The organism is Streptomyces sp. NPDC048481, assembly GCF_043200075.1.
In the GTDB taxonomy this organism is placed as follows: domain Bacteria; phylum Actinomycetota; class Actinomycetes; order Streptomycetales; family Streptomycetaceae; genus Streptomyces.
The window spans coordinates 565,065-586,636 of the sequence record NZ_JBICXC010000001.1 but is presented as its reverse complement, the minus strand read 5'-3'; the positions used below and the strand labels follow the sequence as shown (position 1 = coordinate 586,636).

General features: G+C 72.3%; 23 protein-coding genes. 8 read left to right on the top strand and 15 right to left on the bottom strand.

What is annotated here, in order from left to right; translation table 11 throughout:
- Positions 1-237: 237 nt before the first annotated feature.
- The 5 genes from ACGFSH_RS02435 (at position 238) to ACGFSH_RS02415 (ending at position 4,716) form a co-directional block, all read left to right on the top strand.
- Positions 238-1,308: a M4 family metallopeptidase gene (locus ACGFSH_RS02435; RefSeq protein WP_393344141.1), complete on the top strand. Its 1,071-nt coding sequence runs from the start codon at positions 238-240 to the stop codon at positions 1,306-1,308.
- A 20-nt stretch (positions 1,309-1,328) separates the two neighbouring features.
- Positions 1,329-1,595 carry a protealysin inhibitor emfourin gene (locus ACGFSH_RS02430; RefSeq protein WP_393344139.1) on the top strand — a complete coding sequence of 89 codons (267 nt, stop codon included), beginning with the start codon at positions 1,329-1,331 and terminating at the stop codon, positions 1,593-1,595.
- Positions 1,596-1,676: 81 nt separating this feature from the next.
- Positions 1,677-3,014 carry a GH1 family beta-glucosidase gene (locus ACGFSH_RS02425; RefSeq protein ID WP_393344137.1) on the top strand — a complete coding sequence of 446 codons (1,338 nt, stop codon included), beginning with the start codon at positions 1,677-1,679 and terminating at the stop codon, positions 3,012-3,014.
- A complete protein-coding gene (locus ACGFSH_RS02420; RefSeq protein WP_393344135.1) occupies positions 3,011-4,270 on the top strand; it encodes an MFS transporter in 1,260 nt (419 codons plus the stop codon). The genes ACGFSH_RS02425 and ACGFSH_RS02420 overlap by 4 nt, the downstream gene beginning before the upstream one ends.
- Before the next feature lie 56 nt (positions 4,271-4,326).
- Positions 4,327-4,716, top strand: a complete 390-nt coding sequence (locus ACGFSH_RS02415; protein WP_393344133.1) for a DNA-binding protein — start codon at positions 4,327-4,329, stop codon at positions 4,714-4,716.
- Positions 4,717-4,767: 51 nt separating this feature from the next.
- On the opposite strand, the gene era is transcribed toward ACGFSH_RS02415, so the two are convergent.
- A complete protein-coding gene (gene era / locus ACGFSH_RS02410) occupies positions 4,768-5,721 on the bottom strand; it encodes a GTPase Era (protein WP_393344131.1) in 954 nt (317 codons plus the stop codon).
- A gap of 173 nt (positions 5,722-5,894) precedes the next feature.
- Between era and ACGFSH_RS02405 the strand changes: the two genes are divergently transcribed.
- Together ACGFSH_RS02405 and ACGFSH_RS02400 are read left to right on the top strand one after the other, a co-directional pair.
- A complete protein-coding gene (locus tag ACGFSH_RS02405; protein ID WP_393344129.1) occupies positions 5,895-7,205 on the top strand; it encodes an ammonium transporter in 1,311 nt (436 codons plus the stop codon).
- Positions 7,202-7,540: a P-II family nitrogen regulator gene (locus tag ACGFSH_RS02400; RefSeq protein WP_329409708.1), complete on the top strand. Its 339-nt coding sequence runs from the start codon at positions 7,202-7,204 to the stop codon at positions 7,538-7,540. The genes ACGFSH_RS02405 and ACGFSH_RS02400 overlap by 4 nt, the downstream gene beginning before the upstream one ends.
- A gap of 2 nt (positions 7,541-7,542) precedes the next feature.
- Here the strand turns inward: ACGFSH_RS02400 and ACGFSH_RS02395 are convergent, their stop codons facing one another.
- The 11 genes from ACGFSH_RS02395 to ACGFSH_RS02345 all read right to left on the bottom strand — a co-directional run bounded on the left by ACGFSH_RS02395 (position 7,543) and on the right by ACGFSH_RS02345 (position 18,329).
- Positions 7,543-8,622, bottom strand: coding sequence for a DUF916 domain-containing protein (locus tag ACGFSH_RS02395; protein WP_393344127.1), 1,080 nt, complete (start codon positions 8,620-8,622; stop codon positions 7,543-7,545).
- Positions 8,623-8,708: 86 nt separating this feature from the next.
- Positions 8,709-10,049: a beta-xylosidase gene (locus tag ACGFSH_RS02390; RefSeq protein ID WP_393344125.1), complete on the bottom strand. Its 1,341-nt coding sequence runs from the start codon at positions 10,047-10,049 to the stop codon at positions 8,709-8,711.
- 188 nt (positions 10,050-10,237) lie between these two features.
- Positions 10,238-10,711: a hypothetical protein gene (locus ACGFSH_RS02385; protein WP_393344123.1), complete on the bottom strand. Its 474-nt coding sequence runs from the start codon at positions 10,709-10,711 to the stop codon at positions 10,238-10,240.
- 242 nt (positions 10,712-10,953) lie between these two features.
- Positions 10,954-11,307, bottom strand: a complete 354-nt coding sequence (locus ACGFSH_RS02380; protein WP_393344121.1) for a cytidine deaminase — start codon at positions 11,305-11,307, stop codon at positions 10,954-10,956.
- 73 nt (positions 11,308-11,380) lie between these two features.
- A complete protein-coding gene (locus ACGFSH_RS02375; protein ID WP_329409715.1) occupies positions 11,381-11,740 on the bottom strand; it encodes an MmcQ/YjbR family DNA-binding protein in 360 nt (119 codons plus the stop codon).
- A complete protein-coding gene (locus ACGFSH_RS02370) occupies positions 11,737-13,044 on the bottom strand; it encodes a hemolysin family protein (protein ID WP_393344119.1) in 1,308 nt (435 codons plus the stop codon). The genes ACGFSH_RS02375 and ACGFSH_RS02370 overlap by 4 nt, the downstream gene beginning before the upstream one ends.
- Positions 13,041-13,538 carry an rRNA maturation RNase YbeY gene (ybeY, locus tag ACGFSH_RS02365; protein WP_069767699.1) on the bottom strand — a complete coding sequence of 166 codons (498 nt, stop codon included), beginning with the start codon at positions 13,536-13,538 and terminating at the stop codon, positions 13,041-13,043. The genes ACGFSH_RS02370 and ybeY overlap by 4 nt, the downstream gene beginning before the upstream one ends.
- Before the next feature lie 13 nt (positions 13,539-13,551).
- Positions 13,552-14,610, bottom strand: coding sequence for a PhoH family protein (locus ACGFSH_RS02360; RefSeq protein WP_393344116.1), 1,059 nt, complete (start codon positions 14,608-14,610; stop codon positions 13,552-13,554).
- Positions 14,611-14,746: 136 nt separating this feature from the next.
- Entirely contained in the window at positions 14,747-15,904 is a 1,158-nt protein-coding gene (locus ACGFSH_RS02355) for a carbohydrate kinase family protein (protein WP_393344114.1), read from the bottom strand.
- Positions 15,905-16,056: 152 nt separating this feature from the next.
- Entirely contained in the window at positions 16,057-17,352 is a 1,296-nt protein-coding gene (locus tag ACGFSH_RS02350) for a glucarate dehydratase family protein (RefSeq protein ID WP_393344112.1), read from the bottom strand.
- On the bottom strand, positions 17,349-18,329 hold the full coding sequence (locus ACGFSH_RS02345) for a 5-dehydro-4-deoxyglucarate dehydratase (protein ID WP_393344110.1): 981 nt from the start codon (positions 18,327-18,329) through the stop codon (positions 17,349-17,351). The genes ACGFSH_RS02350 and ACGFSH_RS02345 overlap by 4 nt, the downstream gene beginning before the upstream one ends.
- A gap of 94 nt (positions 18,330-18,423) precedes the next feature.
- Between ACGFSH_RS02345 and ACGFSH_RS02340 the strand changes: the two genes are divergently transcribed.
- Positions 18,424-19,206 carry an IclR family transcriptional regulator gene (locus ACGFSH_RS02340; protein WP_393344108.1) on the top strand — a complete coding sequence of 261 codons (783 nt, stop codon included), beginning with the start codon at positions 18,424-18,426 and terminating at the stop codon, positions 19,204-19,206.
- A gap of 44 nt (positions 19,207-19,250) precedes the next feature.
- Here the strand turns inward: ACGFSH_RS02340 and ACGFSH_RS02335 are convergent, their stop codons facing one another.
- From ACGFSH_RS02335 to ACGFSH_RS02325, 3 genes are read right to left on the bottom strand one after another with little or no spacing between them, the layout of a single operon-like run.
- Entirely contained in the window at positions 19,251-20,240 is a 990-nt protein-coding gene (locus ACGFSH_RS02335) for an adenosine deaminase (protein ID WP_393344106.1), read from the bottom strand.
- 20 nt (positions 20,241-20,260) lie between these two features.
- Complete coding sequence (locus tag ACGFSH_RS02330; protein WP_393344104.1) at positions 20,261-21,166, bottom strand: ribonuclease Z; 906 nt, start codon at positions 21,164-21,166, stop codon at positions 20,261-20,263.
- A gap of 6 nt (positions 21,167-21,172) precedes the next feature.
- Complete coding sequence (locus tag ACGFSH_RS02325; RefSeq protein WP_393344103.1) at positions 21,173-21,526, bottom strand: histidine triad nucleotide-binding protein; 354 nt, start codon at positions 21,524-21,526, stop codon at positions 21,173-21,175.
- Positions 21,527-21,572 lie beyond the last annotated feature (46 nt).

The window sequence follows — 21,572 nt, the reverse complement described above, 5'->3', positions numbered from 1 at the left end:
CTAAGGAGAAGCAGCCCGAAACGCATAGTGCTCCGCAGCCTAGCCGAGCCGCTCCGGTTGCGCGGGTCCGTATCAGTATGCGGGACCACCGAAGACAGGTACAGGGAAATCGTGAGAAAGGGGACGAAACGTGTCCCATACCACTCGCCGCCGGTGATCTGCCGCGTTTGTCACCGTTTTTCACCGATCATGGTTGCCTGTAGTGACAGGTGGGTAACGCAGTGCAAGGGTGCGGACATGACGACTCACGGGGGCTCCGAGCCCGTCTTCTGCACCGTCGTACCGCCGCACCTCCTCGACCGGCTGGCGCGCAACGACGACCCCGCGCTCTCCGGTCCCGCCCGGCGCACCCTGCTGCGCGACAGCGAGCTGCGCGGCCGCCGCCGGGTGACGGCCGAGTTCCGCCTGGCCGCCGCACCGGCCGTGAAGGCGCCGTCGGACCAGCCGCTGCGGACGGTCTACGACTGCGCCCACGGCACCGACCTGCCCGGCGCCAAGGTCCGCTCCGAGGGCCAGGACCCGGGCCGGGACGCGACCGTCAACCGCGCCTACTCCGGCCTCGGCGCCACCTTCGACCTCTACCTCAAGGCCTACCGGCGTCACTCCATCGACGACGACGGCCTGCCCCTGGACGCCAGCGTCCACTACGACGAGGGCTACAACAACGCCTTCTGGAACGGCGAGCAGATGGTGTTCGGCGACGGCGACGGCGAGATCTTCCTCGACTTCACCAACTCCGTCGACGTCATCGGGCACGAGCTGACCCACGGCGTCACCCAGTACACGGCGAACCTGACCTACTACGGCCAGCCGGGCGCGCTCAACGAGTCGATGTCCGACGTGTTCGGCTCGCTCATCAAGCAGTACTCGCTCGGCCAGACGGCCGCGGAGGCGGACTGGCTGATCGGCGCGGGCCTGCTCGCCCCGGACGTCACCGGCTCCGCCCTGCGCTCGATGAAGGCCCCGGGAACCGCCTACGACGACGACGTCCTCGGCAAGGACCCGCAGCCCGCGACGATGGACGGCTACGTCCGCACCGGCCGCGACAACGGCGGTGTCCACATCAACTCGGGCATCCCCAACCACGCGTTCTACCTCGTCGCCACCGCCCTGGGCGGTCACGCCTGGGAGAAGGCGGGTCAGATCTGGTACAACGTGCTGACCGGCGGCGAACTCGGGGAGAGGGCCTTCTTCAACGACTTCGCGGGGCTCACCGTCAAGGCCGCGCGCGAACGGTTCGGCGACGGCGGCGACGAGTCCCAGGCCGTCAAGAAGGCCTGGGAACAGGTCGGGGTGCGGATCCTGTAGTTCCGTACTACACAGGGACCATGCGTATTCAGGTGAGGCGCACGGGCGGGTTCGCGGGCATCGAGCGCAAAGCCGAGGTCGACACGGCGGGGCGGCCCGACGCCGGCGAATGGCACGCCCTGGCCGAGCAGGCGGTGGCCGGCGGCCGGGGCGCGCCTCCGGCCGTGGTTCCGGACGGCTTCAGCTACGAGATCACCGTGGACGGCGAGCGGGTCTACGCGGCCGACCCCCGGCTCACCGCGGAGCAGCGCACGCTGATCTCGCGGGTGCTGCGGGAAGGGGCGTGAAGGGGTGTGGACGGCCGCGGGAACTCCCTTTTCACGCCGGGGCGTTGACTTCCTTACCCAGCGGTAAGGATGATCCCGCCCATGGAGAGAGATCCGCGTGCCGCGGCCCACCCGATCCCTGCGTTCCCGGCGGACTTCCTCTGGGGCGTGTCCACCTCCGCCCACCAGATCGAGGGCGCGGCCGACGCGCGCGAGCCGTCCGTCTGGGACGCCTTCACCGCCGAGCCGGGCCGGGTCAAGGACGGCTCCACGGCCGCGGTGGCCTGCGACCACTTCCACCGGTATCCGCAGGACGTGGCGCTCCTGTCGGGGCTCGGCGTGGACGCGTACCGCTTCTCCGTCTCCTGGCCGAGGGTGAACTCCCCCGGCGGGCTGGACTTCTACGACCGTCTCGTCGACGAACTGCTCGCCGCGGGCGTGCGACCGGTCCCCACCCTGTTCCACTGGGACCTGCCGGCGGACCTGGACTGGCTGGAACGCGACACCGCGTCCCGGTTCGCGGAGTACGTCTCGACGGTCGTGGGCCGCCTGGGCGACCGCGTCACCAAGTGGATCACCCTCAACGAGCCCGCCGAGCACACCCTGCTCGGCCACGCGCTCGGCACCCACGCCCCCGGCAGGCAGTTGCTCTTCGACGCGCTGCCGGTCGCCCACCACCAGCTCCTCGCCCACGGCCTGGCCGTGCAGGCGCTGCGCGCGGCGGGCGCCGCCGACATCGGCATCGCCAACTCCCACGGCCCGACCTGGCCCGCGTCCCGGGAGCCGGCCGACCTGGAGGCGGCGGCGTTCTACGACGTCCTGCTGAACCGCCTGTTCGCCGAACCGCTGCTGCTGGGCGAGTACCCGGAGGGACTCGGCGAGCTGATGCCGGGCGACGTGGCGGCCGACCTGAAGGTGATCTCCGAGCCGCTCGACTGGTACGGCGTCAACTACTACGCGCCCACCCGGGTCGGCGCCCCGCAGGGCACGGAGATCGAGTTCGGCGGGATCACCATGCCGGCCGAACTGCCCTTCTCCGTCCAGGAGATCGAGGGCGTGCCGGTGACGGACTTCGGCTGGCCGGTGGTCCCCGAGGGCCTCACCGAGCTGCTGACGACCTTCAGGGACCGCTACGGCGACCGCCTTCCGCCCGTCGTCATCACCGAGAACGGCTGCTCCTACGAGGGCCTCGACGACCAGGCCCGCATCGACTACCTGGACGGCCACGTCCGCGCCCTGCACCGGGCGCTGGAGGCGGGCGTCGACGTACGCGGCTACTTCGTGTGGTCGCTGCTGGACAACTTCGAGTGGGCGGAAGGGTACGCGCGCCGCTTCGGCCTGGTCCACGTCGACTTCGCGACGCAGCGGCGGACCCCGAAGGCGTCGTACGCGTGGCTGCGGGACGTGCTGCGCGCGCAGCGCGCGCGGGCCCGGGGATGACGACGGCGGACAGCGTCCCGGCGGCCGCGCTGGCCGAGCCCGTCGAACGGGTGGGCCGGGGCTGGACGTCGGCCCTGTCGCTGGCCAACGGGGCGATCTGGGTGGGCTGGTACGGCCCGCTGCAGATCCTGCTTGCCTCCCAGGCCGAGGACTTCGCGCCCGGCTCGGGCATGTCGAAGGAGACGATGCTGGCCTGGGTGACGGGCGTCGGCGCGGTCGTCTCGCTGGCCGCCAATCCGGTCTTCGGCGCCCTGTCGGACCGGACGACGTCCCGCCGGGGCCGGCGCACCCCGTGGATCGTGGCCGGGGCGGCGGGCGGCGCGCTGTCGCTGCTGCTGCTCGCGGGTGTGGGCGGGGTGTGGACGATGGCGCTGGGCTGGTGCCTGGTCCAGCTGACCCTGAACGCGTCCTTCGCCGCGGTGACGGCGGCCGTGCCCGACCAGGTGCCCCGGCTCCAGCGGGGCTCGGTGGGCGGCTGGCTGGGCGCGGCGCAGATCCTCGGCGTGGTCGGCGGCACCGGGCTCGCCACGGTCGCCGGGGGCGTCGGTTCGGGGTACGCGGCCTGCGCGGTGTTCACGCTGGCCGGCGTGCTGCCCTACGTCGTGCGGTACGAGGATCTGCGGCTGGCGGAGGCGGACCGGCCGCCCTGGTCGTGGCGGGGTTTCGCGGCCGGGTTCTGGCTGAGCCCGCGCCGCCATCCCGACCTCGGCTGGGCCTGGCTGACCCGCTTCCTGATGAACCTGAGCAACGCGCTGGTGCTGCTGTACCTCCTGTACTACCTGCGCGACCGCCTGCACCACGCCGACCCCGAGCAGGGCGTGCTGGTCCTGACGGCGGTGAACGGGCTGACGCTGCTGGCCACGGTCGTCGTCGGCGGCGTCTGGTCGGACCGGGTGGGACGGCGCAAGCCGTTCGTGATCTGGTCCGGCGTGCTGATGGCGGTGGCGACGGCCGCGCTGGCGGTCTGGCAGACCTGGCCGGGGGCGATCGTCGCCGCGGCGGTGCTGGGGATCGGGTTCGGCGTGTTCACCTCGGTCGACTTCGCGCTGATGACGGACGTGCTGCCGGCGGCCGGGGACCGCGGCAAGGACCTCGGCGTCATCAACGTGGCCAACTCCCTCCCCCAGGTCGCGGCCCCCGCCCTCGCCGCCCCGATCGTGACCTACCTGGGGGGCTACCGGACGCTGTACCTGGTGGCCGCGGCCGTCGGGCTCGCGGGGGCGGTGCTGGTGCGGCGGATCAGAGGGGTGGACTGAGACACCGGCCACGGTCGCCATATCGCGGTATGTGACCGCATGGCCAGCCGCGCCGCATGACCTCCGTCGTCAGTCTGGTTCTCGACTCCGAAGGCCTCTCCGCCTGGATCGACGAGCACCGCGGAGTCGGGGCGATCATCGACTCCGCGCAGCGGGACCACACCGATCTCGTCGTCTGCGCCCACACGATCATCGAGGTCCCCCACGGCCGGACGCCCATGCCCCGGTTGCTCTCGCGCGTCAAGGTCGAACCCGTCACGGAGCGGACGGCCGAGGCCGCCGCGCTGCTGCTCGAGGACACCGGACTGCACGGCCACGAGTACGCGATCGACGCCACGGTGGCTGTGACGGCACTCGCCCAGCCCGGTCCCGTCGCGATCCTCACGTCGGACGCCGACGACATCGGGAAGCTGTGCGGACCGCGGGTCCGGGTCATCCCCCTCTGACGACGCCGGGGCCTTGACCGCCTGCGAGCCCGCGCAGCCCCTCAGCCCCCCTCAGAACCCCAGCTTGCGCAGCTGCTTGGGGTCGCGCTGCCAGTCCTTGGCGACCTTCACGTGCAGGTCCAGGAAGACGGGCGTGCCGAGCAGGGCCTCGATCTGCTTGCGGGACTTGATGCCGACGTCCTTCAGGCGCTTGCCCTTGGGGCCGATGATGATGCCCTTCTGGCTGGGGCGCTCGATGTAGATGTTGGCGTGGATGTCCAGCAGCGGCTTGTCGGCGGGACGGTCCTCGCGCGGGAGCATCTCCTCGACGACGACCGCGATGGAGTGCGGCAGCTCGTCGCGGACGCCCTCCAGCGCCGCCTCGCGGATCAGCTCGGCGACCATCACCTGCTCGGGCTCGTCCGTCAGGTCGCCCTCGGGGTACAGCGGCGGGCTGTCCGGCAGCATCGGGATCAGCAGGTCGGCGAGCAGCTCGACCTGCTCCCCCGCGACGGCCGACACCGGCACGATCTGCGCCCACTCGATGCCCAGCTCCTTGCCGAGCTGGTCGATGGCGATGAGCTGCTCGGCGAGCGCCTTGGAGTCCACCAGGTCCGTCTTGGTGACGACGGCGATCTTCGGGGTGCGCTTGATCCCGGCGAGCTCCTTGGCGATGAACCGGTCGCCGGGGCCCAGCTTCTCGTTGGCCGGCAGGCAGAAACCGATGACGTCGACCTCGGCCCAGGTGGCGCGCACGACGTCGTTCAGCCGCTCGCCGAGCAGCGTGCGCGGCTTGTGCAGACCGGGGGTGTCCACCAGGATCAGCTGGGCCTCGGGGCGGTGCACGATGCCCCGGACCGTGTGCCGGGTGGTCTGCGGACGGTTCGAGGTGATCGCCACCTTCTTCCCGACCAGAGCGTTCGTGAGGGTGGACTTGCCCGCGTTGGGGCGGCCCACGAAGCAGGCGAAGCCGGCACGGTGGGCGGACTCGGCCGACTGCTCGGATGACAGGTTGCGAACGCTCATGGCCCCCATTCTCCCTGATTCACGAAGCCCCGCCGTACACACGAGCGCCAGGACCCCCTCCGGTGAGCTCCCGGAAACCTCCACGCAACGAAACGTCACGGAAACATGTCCGTGCACAACCGGAAACGCGGGGCGGTGACCCTCTGACGAGCCCCCGCACCGTTGGAGACCCCGTGACTCTGGCCGCCGCCCACGCGAACACCGGTGACACCGCCTGGCTGCTCGCCGCCACCGCCCTCGTCCTGCTGATGACGCCGGGTCTGGCGCTCTTCTACGGCGGCATGGTCCGCACGAAGAGCGTCCTCAACATGCTCATGATGAGTTTCGTGTCGATCGCTCTGGTCACCGTGGTGTGGCTGGCGGCCGGCTACTCCCTCGCCTTCGGCGACGATGTCGCCGACGGGCTGATCGGCGGCCTGGACCACGCCGGCATGGCGGGACTGGGCCCGGACAGCCTCCACGGCACCGTCCCCACCCTCCTGTTCGCCACCTTCCAGCTCACCTTCGCGATCATCACCGCCGCCCTGATCAGCGGCGCGATCGCGGACCGGGCGAAATTCGGGGCGTGGCTGGTCTTCGTGCCCGTGTGGACGCTCCTCGTATACGTTCCCGTCGCGCACTGGGTCTGGGGCCCCGGCGGCTGGATCCTGGAGCGGCTCGGCGCGCTGGACTTCGCCGGCGGCCTCCCGGTCGAGATCACCTCCGGCGCCTCCGGTCTGGCCCTGTGCCTGGTCCTCGGCCCGCGCCTGGGCTTCAAGAAGGACGCGATGCGCCCGCACAACCTGCCCATGGTGATGCTGGGCGCGGGTCTGCTCTGGTTCGGCTGGTTCGGCTTCAACGCGGGCTCCGCCCTGGGCGCCAACGGCCTGGCGGCCGCCGCCTTCCTCAACACCCTCGCCGCCGGCTGCACCGGCCTGCTGGGCTGGCTCTTCGTCGAGCAGAAGCGCGACGGCCATCCCACGACGCTGGGCGCGGCCTCCGGAGCGGTCGCGGGCCTGGTGGCGATCACCCCGTCGTGCGGGACCGTCTCGCTGCTCGGCGCGCTGGTCGTGGGCCTGGCCGCCGGCGTCGTCTGCTCGTACGCCGTGGGATGGAAGTTCAAGCTGAACTACGACGACTCCCTCGACGTGGTCGGCGTGCACCTGGTCGGCGGCGTCATCGGCACGCTGCTGATCGGCGTCTTCGCGGTGGACACCATGACCGGCGGCGCACAGGGCCTGCTGTACGGCGGCGGGCTCGCCCAGCTGGGCCGGCAGCTGGTCGCTGTGGCCGTCGTGGCCGTGTACGCCTTCACCGTGACCTACGGCATCGGCAGACTGCTCGACGCGGTGATCGGACTGCGGGCGGACGAGGACCACGAGCACACCGGCCTGGACCTTACGGTGCACGCCGAGACGGCATACGATCACGGCGTCCTGGGCCATGGCGCCCCGGTCTCCGCGCACTCCGTCCTCTCCGCCCAGAAGGTCAAGCCACAGGAATGAAGCTCATCACCGCGATCGTCAAGCCCTACCGCCTCGACGAGGTGAAGACGGCCCTTCAGGAGCTGGGCGTGCACGGTCTGACCGTGACCGAGGCCAGCGGCTACGGCCGGCAGCGCGGCCACACCGAGGTGTACCGGGGCGCCGAGTACCAGGTCGACCTCGTGCCCAAGGTCCGGATCGAGGTCGTCGTCGAGGACGCCGAGTCCGAGCCCGTCATCGACGCGATCGTGCGCGCCGCGCACACCGGCAAGATCGGCGACGGCAAGGTGTGGGCGGTGCCGGTCGAGACGGTCGTACGGGTGCGCACCGGCGAGCGGGGGCCGGACGCGCTCTAGCGTCAGCCTCCGGCAGGCAGGCCGGCCTTCGACTGCGGCTGCGCGGGGGCGGCCCGCGCCGTTCCCCGCGCCCTCCAGAGGCTCTGTCCTCCGGGTTCTCGCCGCCCTCGCCGCCGTCTGATCAGGAATCCCGCCCCGGCCGCGATCGCCGCCACCACGACCCCCGCCACCAGCCACGGCACCGCCACGAAGGACGCCGTCGCCGACTCGTTCGTGTTCGCGGCGGTCGCCGTCAGCCTGACGTCGGTCCGGTCGAGCTGGGGGGCGCCGGCCCAGCGTTCGGTGAGGCGCACGCGCTGGCCCGGAAGCAGCTGGGAGGGGACCTTCTTCAGGTCCCGGCTGAGGAGGGTGCGGCCGAACAGGCCGCGCGCCGTCAGGCGGACGGCCGGTTCCAGCGTGACGTTGCCCGTGTTGTGCAGTGTGTAGGAGATCGTCGCCGTGCTCTCCCCGGTACCGGGGATCACCGGCTGGTGGTGGTCGACCGCCACGTTCTCGACGGCCAGGGCGGGCAGGGTGGGACCGCCGACCTGGAGGTGGACGCGGGCGCCGACCGCCCGCTGCACGCCGAGCGCCAGGGAGCCGCCGCCGTCGTCGATCCGCTCGTCGAGGGCGACGATCGCCCCCGGGTGGTCGCCGGGCTCGGCGCCCTCGGGCACCACGACGGTGAACGGCACGGTGACGGCCTTGCCGCCGGGGACGGTGACCCGGTCCCGCGAGAGCCGCGCCCACGCGCCCACGCCCCGCATCCGCTCGCCCGGCGACTTCACGGCGAACCCGCCGTCGCGCGCGGTGTTGTAGGCGTCGGCCGCGTACAGCCGGAACGACAGGGGCCGGGCCGTCTTGTTGGCGACGACGACCTTGTCCTCGATGGTCTGCCCGGGGTCGGCGGAGACGTAGAAGTAGGGCCGCGCGGCGACGGCCGAGGAGACGGGGTAGACGGACCAGCTGCCGTTGTCCGCGGCCCGGGCCGGCCCGGCGGGCAGGAGGCAGAGCGCGAACGCGAGCAGGGACAGCACGGACAGCGAGGGCAAGGCGGACAGGCGGGGCGGGTGGGGCAGGAGGAGGGCGTGCGGCTTGCGCATGGGTGCGGACCCCTCACCGACTGGGCGGACGGGCGGGTGCGGCCCCTTGCGGGGCGCCCGGCCGCCGGTGGACGTGATGCGTACGCTCAGGTGAGCGTCAGGGTCAGGACCGCGGCGTAGCTGCCCGCGGGCGTGAACGCCGGTACGTCGAGGGACAGTCGCGCGTCGGCGGTGAACTCGCCGCCGGTGGCCGTGCCGTCGGGCGTGGACGCGAGGGTCGCCCCCGCGGAGCCGACGGCGCCCGCGGAACCGGCCTGACAGGTGCTCGGGCTGCCCGCCTTGGTCGTGCACGCGGGCGTCCAGCTCAGCTTGCCGGCGTCGATCTTCGCGCCGGGTCCGCTGAAGTCGGTGACCTTGCCGGTCAGGGACCAGCCCGCGGGTCCGCCGCGGAAGTCCTTGACCGTGACGGTCTGAAGGGCGCCGGTCGAGGCGCCGCCCTGCCCGAACTGGACCGCGGACAGCTGGACGGCGTCCCCGGCCTGGGACATCGACAGCGTGCCCGCCCGGACCGTGGTGGTCACCTTCTGGCTGCCCGCCGGCACGGGATGGTCGTCGATCACGACGTACGCGACCGGCCCCGCGCCGAGGTCCGCGCTCCACGCGCCGCCCTCGTACGCCACCACACCGGTCGTGGTGAGGTCGTTGACGACGAGCGAGCCGGAGATCGCGCCCTGGGCGTTCGCGGTCACGGTCGCCGTGTCCGAGGTCTGGGCCGCCCCGGAGCGCCCGGCGAGCGTCACCGACGCGCCCGGGGTGAAGCCGCTGCCGGTGACGGCGACGGCCGCGCCGGGACCGCCGGACGCCGAACCCAGCGAGATGGCGCGGGCGTTGGCGGGCGGGTCGTCGGCCGCCGTGACCGTCTCCGACACCGGGGCCGGCGGGTCGGTCACCGTGCAGGGCGTGTCCAGTTCCAGGATGTAGCTGGTGTGGATGTTGTAGTCGCCGGGCGAGAGGGAGATCGCGCCGGGCGCGGTGACCGTGAACGTGCCGGTCATGGAGAACGACGGGAAGACGCCCTTGCCGGGCACCGGCTCGTTCTTCTTCGGGCCGGTGACGGTGACGCTGCCGGTCTGCGCGCCGCCCAGGGTCACCTTGCCCGTGGGCGTCATGATGTCGGCCGGCAGGGCGAGATCGGTGGGGTTGTTGGCGGCGGGCGTGACCACCGTGTACGTCACGGTGACGGTGTCGCCGACCTTGGCACTCGTCTTGTCCGCGGTGACCTTCGCGGTGGTGGTGCCGTCGATCGGCGGGAGGCCCGCGATCGCGGGCGGGATGCAGTGCGTGGGGAAACTGACGTCGGTCGCGGCGCCGGCGGGGCACGCCAGCGCGCCCCCCGCGGTCAGCGCGAGCGCGGTGACCCCGAGCAGCGACGCCCAGCGCCGTCTTCGCGAACCTCGGGTACTTCGGGACCTCAGGGGTGAAGCCATGGTTGCCCCCTCCTCCGGGGAGTGCGGGCGCAGCGGCTCTTCTGCGCCGACAGGGGGCATTGAGATGCCCGCCGCACGAGAAGTCAATGGAGACGGCGCGGTCAACTGATGGACCGTCAGCTTCCTGTTGCGGCAGGAAGCCGGCAGGAAGCTGACGGTCCCATGGCGCTGTTCCCGGGAGCGATCGGTCAGAACACGAACGGTCCGGGCGCCTGCGGCCCGGACGACGTACAGGTGACGGTGATCCCGAAGACGACCATCTTCAGGGAGCCCTTGTAGAAGTCGAGGCTGTCACCGGCGGCCACGGTCCCGTTGAGCGGCCCGACCACGATCGGGGCGCCGGTGGGCATGGCGGGGTTGACCGTGCCGCTGAAGACGCGGGCGGCGCCGGTCGAGTTCGCCATGGTGAGCGTCGAGCTGATGCTGTTCGCGCCGATCGGGATCGGCGCGGTGATCGCGGTGGAGGACAGGGTGAGGGTGGCCGCGGTGCCGCTCTGGGTGGCCGTGAGGGTGGCGGCGCCGCCACCGAACAGAGCGCAGTTCGCGGTCGTGGTCGCCGTCGTCGGCGTGACGGCGGCGGCAGAGGGCGCGAACGCCAGCCCGGTGACCGCGAGGGCCCCGGCCAGCAGTGCCGCACCTGGTCCGATTCGTTTGCCTCTCATGATGTTTCCGGCTCCTTCCCGGATGTGGGGAGACGGACGGCCGAAAACGGGACGGGTGGGTGCGGGCACCGGTGCCGGTGGGGATGATCTGACGGTCCGTCGGAAACGTACGGTCTCATTGACGCGGGACGGACCGGGCGACGGCAAGGCCGATTTCCGGCCTAGTTACGACGCCCGGCCCGAGAGGTCGCCCTTGTGCCCGTGCCGGTGGTCCCGCCGAGTGAGGCGGCCGCTCCGGGAGTTCAGCCGGCCGAGAGGGTGCGGCGGATCGTGCCGTCCGGTGCGGCGAGCAGGACCGGGGTTCCCGGGCCGCCGAGATCGCGCACGGCGGCGAGATCGTCCTCGGCCGCTTCCTGCGACGCCGTCACCACCGCCGCCGCCTCCAGCGACCCCGCGCCGGACGCCACCGCCATAGCCACCGCCGTCCGCAGCGCGCTCAGCCGCAACGAGGGCAGGTCCACCGTCGCGGCGACATAGGTGCGTCCCGTGTCGTCCCGCACGGCGGCGCCCTCCGGCACGCCGTTGCGGGCCCGCGCGGAACGGGCCAGGGTGACGATCTTGCGGTCCTCGGGGTCGAGCGCGTTGCTGTCGGTCATGCCCCGAGCATACGAAGGGACGGGCCGCCCGCCCGGACGCGGGGTGGGCGGGCCCCCGCCGGACGGCGTCGCGTCACGACCGGTCCAGGCGCAGCCGCTCGGCCCGCGGCAGACCCGCCACCACCAGGTCGTAGGAGTCCTCGATCAGCTCCCTGACCAGCCGGTCCGGGAGACCGCCGTCGACCGTGACGGTGTTCCAGTGGCGTTTGTTCATGTGGTAGCCGGGGCCGATCAGGTCCGGATGGTCCGCGCGCAGCCGCACCGCGTCCTCGGGATCGCACTTGAGGTTGACCTTCAGCGGCCGCTCGCCCGCCCAGCTCAGCGCGAACATCCTGCCCAGGACCTTGAAGACCGGGATCTCCGGGCGGAAGGGGAACTCCTCGGTGACCGCGTTGAAGGACAGGCAGAAGGACCGCAGCTCCTGGGGCGTCACTCGGGACTCGTCTCCTCCTCCGGCGGATCCACCGGATCGACCGGCTCCACCAGCACCGTCACGATCTTGTTGCGGCGGCCGGCCGCGGCCTCCGCCGTCAGCCGCAGCTTGCGCCCGTCGGGCAGCTCCACCTCGGAGGACGCCCCGGCGATCGGCACCCGGCCCAAGGCCTTGGCCAGCAGTCCGCCGACGGTCTCCACGTCCTCGTCGTCGTACTCCTCCAGGCCGTACAGCTCGCCCAGGTCGGTGATGTCGAGGCGGGCGGTGACCCGGTAGCGGTCGTCGCCCAGCTCCTCCACCGGCGGCAGCTCGCGGTCGTACTCGTCGGTGATCTCGCCGACGATCTCCTCCAGGATGTCCTCGATGGTGACGATGCCGGCCGTGCCGCCGTACTCGTCGATGACGACGGCGACGTGGTTGCGGTCCTGCTGCATCTCCCGCAGCAGGTCGCCGGCGTTCTTGGTGTCGGGCACGAACGCGGCGGGCCGCATCGCCGTCGACACCAGCTCGCCCTCGGCGTCGCGGCTGATGTGCGTCTTGCGGACCAGGTCCTTCAGATACACGATGCCGACGATGTCGTCCTCGTTCTCGCCGGTCACCGGTATCCGGGAGAACCCGGAGCGCAGGGCGAGGGTCAGGGCCTGGCGGATGGTCTTGAACCGCTCGATGACCACGAGGTCGGTGCGCGGGACCATGACCTCGCGCACCAGGGTGTCGCCCAGCTCGAAGACGGAGTGCACCATGCGGCGCTCGTCGTCCTCGATCAGCGACTCCTTCTCGGCGAGGTCGACCAGCGCGCGCAGCTCCGCCTCGGAGGCGAAGGGACCGCGACGGAAGCCCTTGCCGGGGGTCAGCGCGTTGCCGATGAGGATCAGCAGCGACGGGATCGGGCCCATGATCCGGGCCAGCGGGAGCAGCACGTACGCGGCCGCCGTCGCGGTGTTCAGCGGATGCTGGCGGCCGATGGTCCGCGGGGACACGCCGACGGCGACGTACGAGACGAGGACCATCACGCCGATCGCCGCGAGCAGCGCCGGGGCGGTGCCGTCGATCTGCCGCAGGCAGGCGTAGGTGACCAGCGCCGCTGCCGCCATCTCGCACGCGACCCGGACCAGCAGCGCCACGTTGAGGTAGCGGGTCGGGTCGGCGGCGATCTGCGCGAGCTTGGCGCTGCCCCGCCGCCCGGAGCGCACGGCCTCCTCGGCGCGGAAGCTGGAGACGCGCGCGAGGCCCGCCTCCGCGCAGGCGGCGAGCCAGGCGACGACGACCAGGGCGATGGCGCCGGCGACGAGGGTGGGGCTCATGAGACGGTCGGGGCCGGGGAGGGCCCGGTCAGACCCTTCTCCGCACGCCAGCCGTCCACGATGGCGGCCTGGAGGCCGAACATCTCGGCCTTCTCGTCGGGCTCCTCGTGGTCGTAGCCGAGCAGGTGCAGCACTCCGTGGACGGTGAGCAGTTGCAGCTCCTCGTCCATGGAGTGCTCCGTGGGCGCCTCCTTGCCCTGCCGCTCGGCGACCTCGGGGCACAGCACGATGTCGCCGAGGAGTCCCTGCGGGGGTTCGTCGTCGTCCTTGGACGGCGGCCGCAGCTCGTCCATCGGGAAGGACATGACGTCCGTCGGGCCGGGCAGGTCCATCCACTGGATGTGCAGCTGCTCCATGGCGTCGGCGTCCACGACGATCACCGACAGCTCGGAGAGCGGGTGGATGCGCATCCGCGCGAGCGCGTAGCGGGCGATGTCGAGGATCGCCTGCTCGTCGACCTCGGTTCCGGACTCGTTGTTGACGTCGATCGACATGGTGCTGTCTTGTCTACTTCCGCTTGGTGCGGCCGCCCTTGTGGGCGCCGTTCTCCGTACCGTTGTCGCTGTCGTACTTCTCGTACGCGTCGACGATACGGCCGACCAGCTTGTGCCGGACGACGTCCTGGGACGACAGGCGGGAGAAGTGCACGTCGTCGAGGCCTTCGAGGATGTCCTGGACCTGCCGCAGACCCGACTTGGCGCCGCCCGGCAGGTCGACCTGCGTGACGTCGCCGGTGATCACGATCTTCGAGTCGAAGCCGAGCCGGGTGAGGAACATCTTCATCTGCTCGGGGCTCGTGTTCTGGGCCTCGTCCAGGATGATGAAGGCGTCATTGAGCGTACGACCCCTCATGTACGCCAGCGGCGCGACCTCGATGGTTCCCGCCGCCATCAGCTTCGGGATCGAGTCCGGGTCGAGCATGTCGTGCAGGGCGTCGTACAGGGGGCGCAGGTAGGGGTCGATCTTCTCGTACAGGGTGCCGGGGAGGAAGCCGAGGCGTTCGCCGGCCTCGACCGCGGGGCGGGTCAGGATGATGCGGTTGACCTGCTTGGACTGGAGGGCCTGGACCGCCTTGGCCATGGCCAGGTAGGTCTTGCCGGTGCCCGCGGGGCCGATGCCGAACACGATCGTGTGCTTGTCGATCGCGTCGACGTACCGCTTCTGGTTGAGGGTCTTGGGTCTGATGGTGCGGCCGCGTGAGGACAGGATGTTCTGCGTCAGAACCTCGGCCGGGGTCTCCTGGCCGTCACTCGTCCCGTTCTCACTCGCCCGCAGCATGGCGATCGAGCGTTCCACTGCGTCCTCCGTCATCGGCTGCCCGGTGCGGAGCACCAGCATCATCTCGTCGAACAGGCGCTGGACGAGGGCGACTTCCCGCACGTCGCCGGTCGCGCTGATCTCGTTGCCCCGGACGTGGATGTCGGCCGCCGGGAAGGCCGTCTCGATCACGCGCAGGAGGGAGTCGCCGGATCCCAGCACGGTCACCATGGGGTGCTGGGCGGGAACGGTGAACTGTGCTCTCGCCTTGCCCTGCGCGGGCGTCTGAGCTGTGGGTGTCTCAGTCATAGACCGGCCCGAAGGCCTCTGCGTCCTCCCGGATGCGTCTCGCTCGCCACGAGGGCGGCCTGGCGAGTTCAAGGGTACGCCAGGGGGCTGACAACGCCGTAGTGGTTTTGTCATGCCCGCTCGGCCGAACCGGCGGCTATGCCGAGCGGCCGAAACCGATCGTCGGAACGGCCCGGCGCAGGGGCCAGGGGGCGGTGTCCTGCGTCTTCGGGAGCAGTTCCGGCAGCAGGCGGTCCAGGAAGGCGTACCGTCGCAGCGCCTCGGGGTCCTGGCCCGCGACCGACTGGACCTTGCGCCACCAGGCGGCGATCTCGGACCAGCCGGGGGCGGAGAGGGAGCCGCCGAACTCCTGGACGGAGAGGGCGGCGGTGAGGCCGGCGAAGGCGAGGCGGTCGGCGAGCGGCCAGTCGGCCAGGGTGCCGGTGACGAAGCCGGCCACGAAGACGTCCCCGGCGCCGGTGGGGTCGAGTGCCTCGACGGCGATGGCCGGGACCTCGGCGGACTCGCCGGTGCGCCGGTCGACCGCGTACGCGCCGTCCGCGCCGAGCGTGACGACCGCGAGCGGCACATGGGCGGTGAGGGCGTGGGCGGCGGCGCGGGGGCAGGTGGCGCCGGTGTAGCGCATGGCCTCCTCCGCGTTCGGCAGGAAGGCCTCGCAGTGCGCGAGGTCGGTGAGGCCGGCCAGGTCCCAGGCGCCGGTGTCGTCCCAGCCGACGTCGGCGAAGACGCGGGTGCCGCGGCTCGCCGCCTGGGCGATCCAGGGGGCGCTGCGGCCGGGGGTGAGGGAGGCGACGGCGGCGCGGGCGTGCGGGGGGAACTCGGGCGCGGGTTCCTCGGGGGGCGGTTCGTGGCCGTGCGAGACCATGGTGCGCTCGCCCTCGTAGGCCATGGAGACGGTGACGGAGGAGTGCCAGCCGGGGACCGTGCGCGAGGTGCTGAGGTCGATGCCCTCGCCGTGTTCGAGGGCGTCCCAGCAGTACTCGCCGTAGTGGTCGTCGCCGAAGGCGGCGGCGAGGGAGGTGCGCAGGCCGAGGCGGGCGAGGGCGGTGGCCATGTTGGCGACGCCGCCGGGGCTCGATCCCATGCCGCGCGCCCAGGACTCGGTGCCGCGCACGGGGGCGGAGTCGAGGCCGGTGAAGACGATGTCGAGGAAGACGTCACCGGTGAGGTAGACGTCCCAGGGCGGATCGTCGGGGGTGCGCCGGGCGGCCAGCGGGTCGACCGGGGCGGCCGGGCGGTTCTGGCCGGTGCGGCGGTGGTGTCCCTCTCCGACGGACGCGTATGACGCGGTCACGGTGCGCTCCCTGACGTGGTGCCGATCTGGCCAGTGTGCACCACGGGGCCGACAGCGGGCGGTGCGTCACGCCGGGGGCGGCCGGGCTCGGGGCCCGGCCGCCCCCGGCGGCCGGCGTCACGGTGCGGGAGGGCGTGCGGGGCGGTGGCGGGTCACCAGCGGGGGACGGCGGGGGTGACCCATCCGGGTTCGGCGGCGCGCATGGCGGCGGCGTCGTCGCGTTCCCGCAGCGCGCCGTCGTCGTCCAGCCAGCGGCGGTGCAGGAGGCCGAGCCGGTCCCGGTCGAGTTCGACGCCGAGGCCGGGCGCGTCGGAGACGGCGACCCTGCCGTCGTCGAAGACGAGCCGTTCGGTGAGGACGTCCTCGGACTGCCAGGGGTAGTGGGAGTCGCAGGCGTGGTGGAGGTCGGGGACGGTGGCGGCGACGTGGGTCATCGCGGCCAGCGAGATCCCGAGATGGGTGTTGGAGTGCATGGAGACGGCCACGCCGAACGTGCGGCAGACGGCGGCGAGTTCGCGGGTGTTGCGCAGGCCGCCCCAGTAGTGGTGGTCGGAGAGGACGACCTGGACGGCGTCGCGGGCGAAGGCCTCCGGGATCTCGGCGAACGTGGTCACGCACATGTTGGTGGCGAGCGGCACGTCGGTGCGGGCGGCGACCTCGGCCATGGCCGGGGTGCCGAGCGCGGGGTCCTCCAGGTATTCGAGGAGGTGGCCGATCTCGCGGGCGACGCGCAGCGAGGTGTCCACGGACCAGGCGCCGTTGGGGTCCAGGCGCAGGGGATGGCCGGGGAAGGCCTCGGCGAGGGCGCGGACGGCGGCGATCTCCTCGTCGGGCGCGAAGACGCCGCCCTTGAGCTTGAAGGAGGTGAAGCCGTGGCGCTCCTTGAAGCGGCGGGCCTGCTCGACCACGGAGGCCGGGTCGAGGGCGGCGCCCCAGTCGTCCTTCTCGGCGGGGACGCCTTCGGGGTGGGCGGCCCATTTGTAGAAGAGGTAGGCGCTGTACTCGACGGCGTCGCGCACCTTGCCGCCGAGCAGGGCGTGCACGGGCAGGCCGAGCGCCTTGCCGAGGGCGTCGAGGCAGGCGACCTCGAAGGCGGAGACGACGGACAGGCGCAGCTTGTCGGCGGTCTGCACGCCGCGCAGTCCGCCGACGTCGACCTGGGAGGAGGTCCGGGATCCGTCGACGCCGACGCCGTCGGCGATCGTGAACAGGCCGTTCAGGTCGCTGACCTGGCGTCCTGTCAGGCGTCGGGCGAAGGGGCGGGCCAGTTCCAGGTACTTGGTGTCGCCGTAGGTCTCGCCGACGCCGGTGACGCCGGCCGCGGTGACGACCTCGACGATCAGGCGGGGGGTGTAGGGCTGGTGGACGCCCTGGGTGTTGAGCAGGGGCGGGTCGGCGACCAGGATCGGGGTGAGGCGGACGTCGGTGATCGTGAGGTCGGGGCTCACAGGGTGGCTCCCACGAGGTCGAGGCCGGTTTCCAGGAGGGCTCCGAGGTCGGCCAGGTCGGCGGGCGAGGGCTCGGTGAGCGGGGCGCGGACGGGGCCGACGGGGCGGCCGCGCAGCCGGGCCGCCGCCTTGACCAGGGACACGGCGTAGCCGGGCACGCGGTCGCGGAGTTCGACGAGGGGGACGTAGAAGTCGCGCAGCAGCCGTTCCACCGGCTTGCCGTGAGCCCCCTCGCCGTCGCGCAGGGCGGTGAAGAAGGCGTCGGCGATCTCGGGGGCGAAGGCGTGGACGGCGGAGGAGTAGGCGGGGACGCCGACGGCGGCGTAGGCGCGGGCCTGGATCTCGGCGGTGGCGGCGCCGTTGAAGAAGAGGAAGCCGTCGGGGGCGGCGAGGGTGAGGCGCTGGAGCCGGTCGAGGTCGCTGTGGCCGTCCTTGAGGCCGATGACGTTCGGGATGCGGGCGATGCGTCTCAGGGACGCGGCGGTGTAGGCGACCTGGCCGCGCTGGTAGGCGATGAGGGGCAGCCGGGTGCGGGCGGCGAGCTGTTCCAGCTGGGCGACGAGGCCGTCCTGCGGGGCGGCGACGAGGTAGTGCGGCAGGACGAGGAGGGCGTCGGCGCCGGCCTCTTCGGCGATGCGGGCGAAGCGGGCGGCCTGGGCCCAGCCGTATCCGACGCCGGCGACGACGGGGAGGCGGCCGCCGGCCTCCTCGACGGCGACCGTGACGACCTGCCGGTACTCGTCCTCGTCGAGGGAGAAGAACTCGCCGGTGCCGCAGGCGGGGAAGAGGGCGCCGGGGGCGGTGGCGATCTGGGCCGCGACATGGGCGCGGAAGCCGTCGGGGTCGAGGGAGCCGTCGTCGTGGAAGCTGGTGAGCGGGAAGGACAGGACCCCGCGGGCCATGCCGTCCCGCAGGCGCCGGACCGTGTCCCGGACCGGCTCGCCGGTCGCGTCTCTTTCGGGGGTCACCCTCGCCATCTCCCTATGTAGACGTCATCCATGTATGGAAATGGAGGTTAGATACACGAACGGCGCTCGTCAATGCGGCCACTCCCGCCCTTACCATCGGCGCATGTCGGAGACAGGGGGCGTGCGCGAGGTGAAGTCCGCGGCGCGCACGGTCGAGCTGCTGGAACTGCTCGCGGCGCGCGCGGACCGGCCCGCGCGGCTGCAGGAGCTGGCCGACGAGCTGGGGGTGCCGCGCAGCTCGATGTACGCGCTGCTCCAGACCCTGATCGGACGGGGCTGGGTGCGCACGGACGTCACCGGCTCGCTCTACGGCATCGGCATCCACGCCCTGCTCACCGGCACCGGCTACCTCGACTCCGATCCCCGCGTGCGCCTGGTGCGGCCCTTCCTCGACGAGGCGTCCGAGGCGCTGGGCGAGACGATCCACCTCGGGCGGCTCGACGGCCGGGGGGTGGCCTATCTGGCGACGCGCGAGTCGCACGAATACCGGCGCACGCTCAGCCGGGTCGGACGGCGGCTGCCCGCGCACGCCGGCGCGCTCGGCAAGGCGCTGCTGGCGGAACGCCCGGACGGCGAACTGCCCGAGGGCCCCTACGAGGCGCTCACCCCGCACACCCGCACCAGCCGGGAGGCCCTGCTGGCCGACCTCGCCGAGGTGCGGGCGCGCGGCCACTCCGTGGACCGCGAGGAGGGCGTCCCCGGCATCGTGGGCTTCGGCTTCGCCCTGCGCTACGACGTCCCCGCCCAGGACGCGATCAGCTGCTCGGTGCCGGTGTCCCGGCTGACGCCCGGGCACGAGGAGCGGATCGTCGCGGTGATGCGGGAGATCAGGACCGCGATCGAGGCGACGGCGCCCGGCTCCGGCGGCGGCGCGGACTGGCGATAGCCGGGACCGGGCCCCGGGGGCCCATGGCGGGCTGTCCGGCCGGGTCAGAACGTGTAGGCGTCGACCTCGGCGAGACACCGGGCCCGGCGTTCCTCGTCGTCCTCCAGGAACGAGGCGACGAAGGAGTTGCGGGCCAGTTCGCGCAGCCGCTCCTCGCTCAGGCCGAGACTCGCGCGGACGGCGTCGAAGTTGTCGTCGGCGTAGCCGCCGAAGTAGGCGGGGTCGTCCGAGTTGACGGTGCAGACGAGTCCCGCGTCGAGCATGGCCGGCAGCGGGTGCTCGGCGAGGACGTCGACGGTGCGCAGCCGGACGTTGGACAGCGGGCACAGGGTCAGCGGGATCCGCTCCCGCACCAGGCGCTCCACCAGCGCCGGGTCCTCCATGCAGCGCAGGCCGTGGTCGACGCGCTCGACGCCGAGGACGTCCAGCGCCTCGGTGATGTACCGCGGCGGCCCCTCCTCGCCGGCGTGCGCCACCCGCCGCAGCCCGAGCGCTGCGGCCGCCTCGTACACCTCGCGGAACTTCGCCGGCGGATGCCCGACCTCGGCGGAGTCCAGCCCGACGCCGGTGATCCGGTCGAGGTAGGGCTTCGCCGCGTCCAGCGTCTCCAGCGCCGACTCGGCGGACTCGTCGCGCAGGAAGCACAGGATCAGCCGGGTGGAGACGCCGTGGACGTCCTCGCTGCGACCCAGCGCCCGCCACAGCCCCTCCACGACCGTGCCCATGCCGACGCCGCGCGCGAGGTGGGCCTGCGGGTCGAAGAAGATCTCGGCGTGCCGCACGCCCTGGGCGGCCGCCCGGGCCAGGTAGGCGTTCGCGAGGTCCTCGAAGTCCCGCTCGGTGCGCAGCACCGCCATCAGCTCGTAGTACAGGTTCAGGAAGGACTGGAGGTCCTCGAACCGGTACGCCTCCCGGAGCGCCTCGGTGTCGGCGTACGGCAGCGCGACCCCGTTGCGGGCGGCCAGCTCGAAGGCCAGCTCGGGCTCCAGGGTGCCTTCGATGTGCAGGTGCAGTTCAGCTTTGGGGATGGGCATCAGAGCATCGTACGGCCGCTTCAGCTGCGTTTCGGAACCGGCACCCGTTGGAGGTCGTGCGCCACGGTCAGTTCTCCCTCGAAGCCGGCCGCGCGCGCCTGCCGCTCGAACTCCGCGGGCTCGGAGTAGCGCTGGCTGAAGTGCGTGAGGACCAGGTGCCGCACTCCCGCGTCCCGTGCCGCCCGGGCCGCCTGACCGGCGGTCAGATGCCCGTGGTCGACGGCGAGCCGCTCGTCCTCGTCGAGGAAGGTCGACTCGACGACGAGCAGGTCGGCGCCCTCGGCGAGGGCGTGCACCCCCTCGCAGAGCCGGGTGTCCATGACGAACGCGAACCGCTGTCCGCGGCGCACCTCGCTGACGTCGTCGAGCGACACCCCGCCGACCGAGCCCTCCCGCTGTATTCGGCCCACGTCCGGCCCCCGCACGCCGTGCGCGGCGAGCAGTTCGGGCAGCATGCGGCGCCCGTCGGGCTCGACGAGCCGGTAGCCGTACGACTCGACGGGGTGCGAGAGCAGGGCGGCCTCCAGGCGGTACGAGGAGGCGGTCGCCAGGACGCCGTCGCCGTCCACCGGGGCCTCGGTGACGCCGACGGTCTCGCGGTAGGCGGTGGAGTAGCGCAGCCGGTCGAAGAAGCGCTGCCCGGAACGCGGGTAGTGCGCGGTGACCGGGTGCGGGACCCGGTCGAGGTTGATCCGCTGGATGACCCCGGCCAGGCCGAGGGCGTGGTCGCCGTGGAAGTGGGTGACGCAGATCCGGTGGATGTCGTGCGCGGCGACGCCGGCGCGCACCATCTGGCGCTGGGTGCCCTCGCCCGGGTCGAAGAGGATGCCCTCGCCGTCCCAGCGCAGGAAGTAGCCGTTGTGGTTGCGGTGCCGGGTGGGGACCTGGCTGGCGGTGCCGAGGACGACGAGTTCGCGTACGGACACGACGGCCTATCCGGGGGGCCAGTGCAGGCCGCGGCCGCCGAGGACGTGCGCGTGGGCGTGCCAGACCGTCTGCCCGGCGCCGGCGCCGGTGTTGAAGACGGTGCGGTAGCTCTCCAGCTTCTCCTCCCGCGCGACCTCCCGGGTCTCGCGCAGCACGTCGGCGGCGAGTTCCGGGGCCTCGGCGGCGAGGGCGGCGGCGTCCTGGTGATGCGCCTTCGGGATCACCAGGACATGGGTGGGCGCCTGCGGGTTGATGTCCCGGAAGGCGACGGTCGTGCCGGTCTCCCGCACGATCGTCGCGGGGATCGTCCCCGAGACGATCTTGCAGAACAGGCAGTCGTCCTGCGGTTCCCCTGCCATGCGGGTCCTCCTCGGACAGTCGGTCGATCGGTACGGGGCATCGTAT

Coding starts and splice junctions, on each gene's coding strand:
- ACGFSH_RS02435 (WP_393344141.1), top strand. CDS start 238: ATGACGACTCACGGGGGCTCCGAGCCCGTCTTCTGCACCGTCGTACCG.
- ACGFSH_RS02430 (WP_393344139.1), top strand. CDS start 1,329: ATGCGTATTCAGGTGAGGCGCACGGGCGGGTTCGCGGGCATCGAGCGC.
- ACGFSH_RS02425 (WP_393344137.1), top strand. CDS start 1,677: ATGGAGAGAGATCCGCGTGCCGCGGCCCACCCGATCCCTGCGTTCCCG.
- ACGFSH_RS02420 (WP_393344135.1), top strand. CDS start 3,011: ATGACGACGGCGGACAGCGTCCCGGCGGCCGCGCTGGCCGAGCCCGTC.
- ACGFSH_RS02415 (WP_393344133.1), top strand. CDS start 4,327: ATGACCTCCGTCGTCAGTCTGGTTCTCGACTCCGAAGGCCTCTCCGCC.
- era (WP_393344131.1), bottom strand. CDS start 5,721: ATGAGCGTTCGCAACCTGTCATCCGAGCAGTCGGCCGAGTCCGCCCAC.
- ACGFSH_RS02400 (WP_329409708.1), top strand. CDS start 7,202: ATGAAGCTCATCACCGCGATCGTCAAGCCCTACCGCCTCGACGAGGTG.
- ACGFSH_RS02395 (WP_393344127.1), bottom strand. CDS start 8,622: ATGCGCAAGCCGCACGCCCTCCTCCTGCCCCACCCGCCCCGCCTGTCC.
- ACGFSH_RS02390 (WP_393344125.1), bottom strand. CDS start 10,049: ATGGCTTCACCCCTGAGGTCCCGAAGTACCCGAGGTTCGCGAAGACGG.
- ACGFSH_RS02385 (WP_393344123.1), bottom strand. CDS start 10,711: ATGAGAGGCAAACGAATCGGACCAGGTGCGGCACTGCTGGCCGGGGCC.
- ACGFSH_RS02380 (WP_393344121.1), bottom strand. CDS start 11,307: ATGACCGACAGCAACGCGCTCGACCCCGAGGACCGCAAGATCGTCACC.
- ACGFSH_RS02370 (WP_393344119.1), bottom strand. CDS start 13,044: ATGAGCCCCACCCTCGTCGCCGGCGCCATCGCCCTGGTCGTCGTCGCC.
- ybeY (WP_069767699.1), bottom strand. CDS start 13,538: ATGTCGATCGACGTCAACAACGAGTCCGGAACCGAGGTCGACGAGCAG.
- ACGFSH_RS02360 (WP_393344116.1), bottom strand. CDS start 14,610: ATGACTGAGACACCCACAGCTCAGACGCCCGCGCAGGGCAAGGCGAGA.
- ACGFSH_RS02345 (WP_393344110.1), bottom strand. CDS start 18,329: ATGGCGAGGGTGACCCCCGAAAGAGACGCGACCGGCGAGCCGGTCCGG.
- ACGFSH_RS02340 (WP_393344108.1), top strand. CDS start 18,424: ATGTCGGAGACAGGGGGCGTGCGCGAGGTGAAGTCCGCGGCGCGCACG.
- ACGFSH_RS02335 (WP_393344106.1), bottom strand. CDS start 20,240: ATGCCCATCCCCAAAGCTGAACTGCACCTGCACATCGAAGGCACCCTG.
- ACGFSH_RS02325 (WP_393344103.1), bottom strand. CDS start 21,526: ATGGCAGGGGAACCGCAGGACGACTGCCTGTTCTGCAAGATCGTCTCG.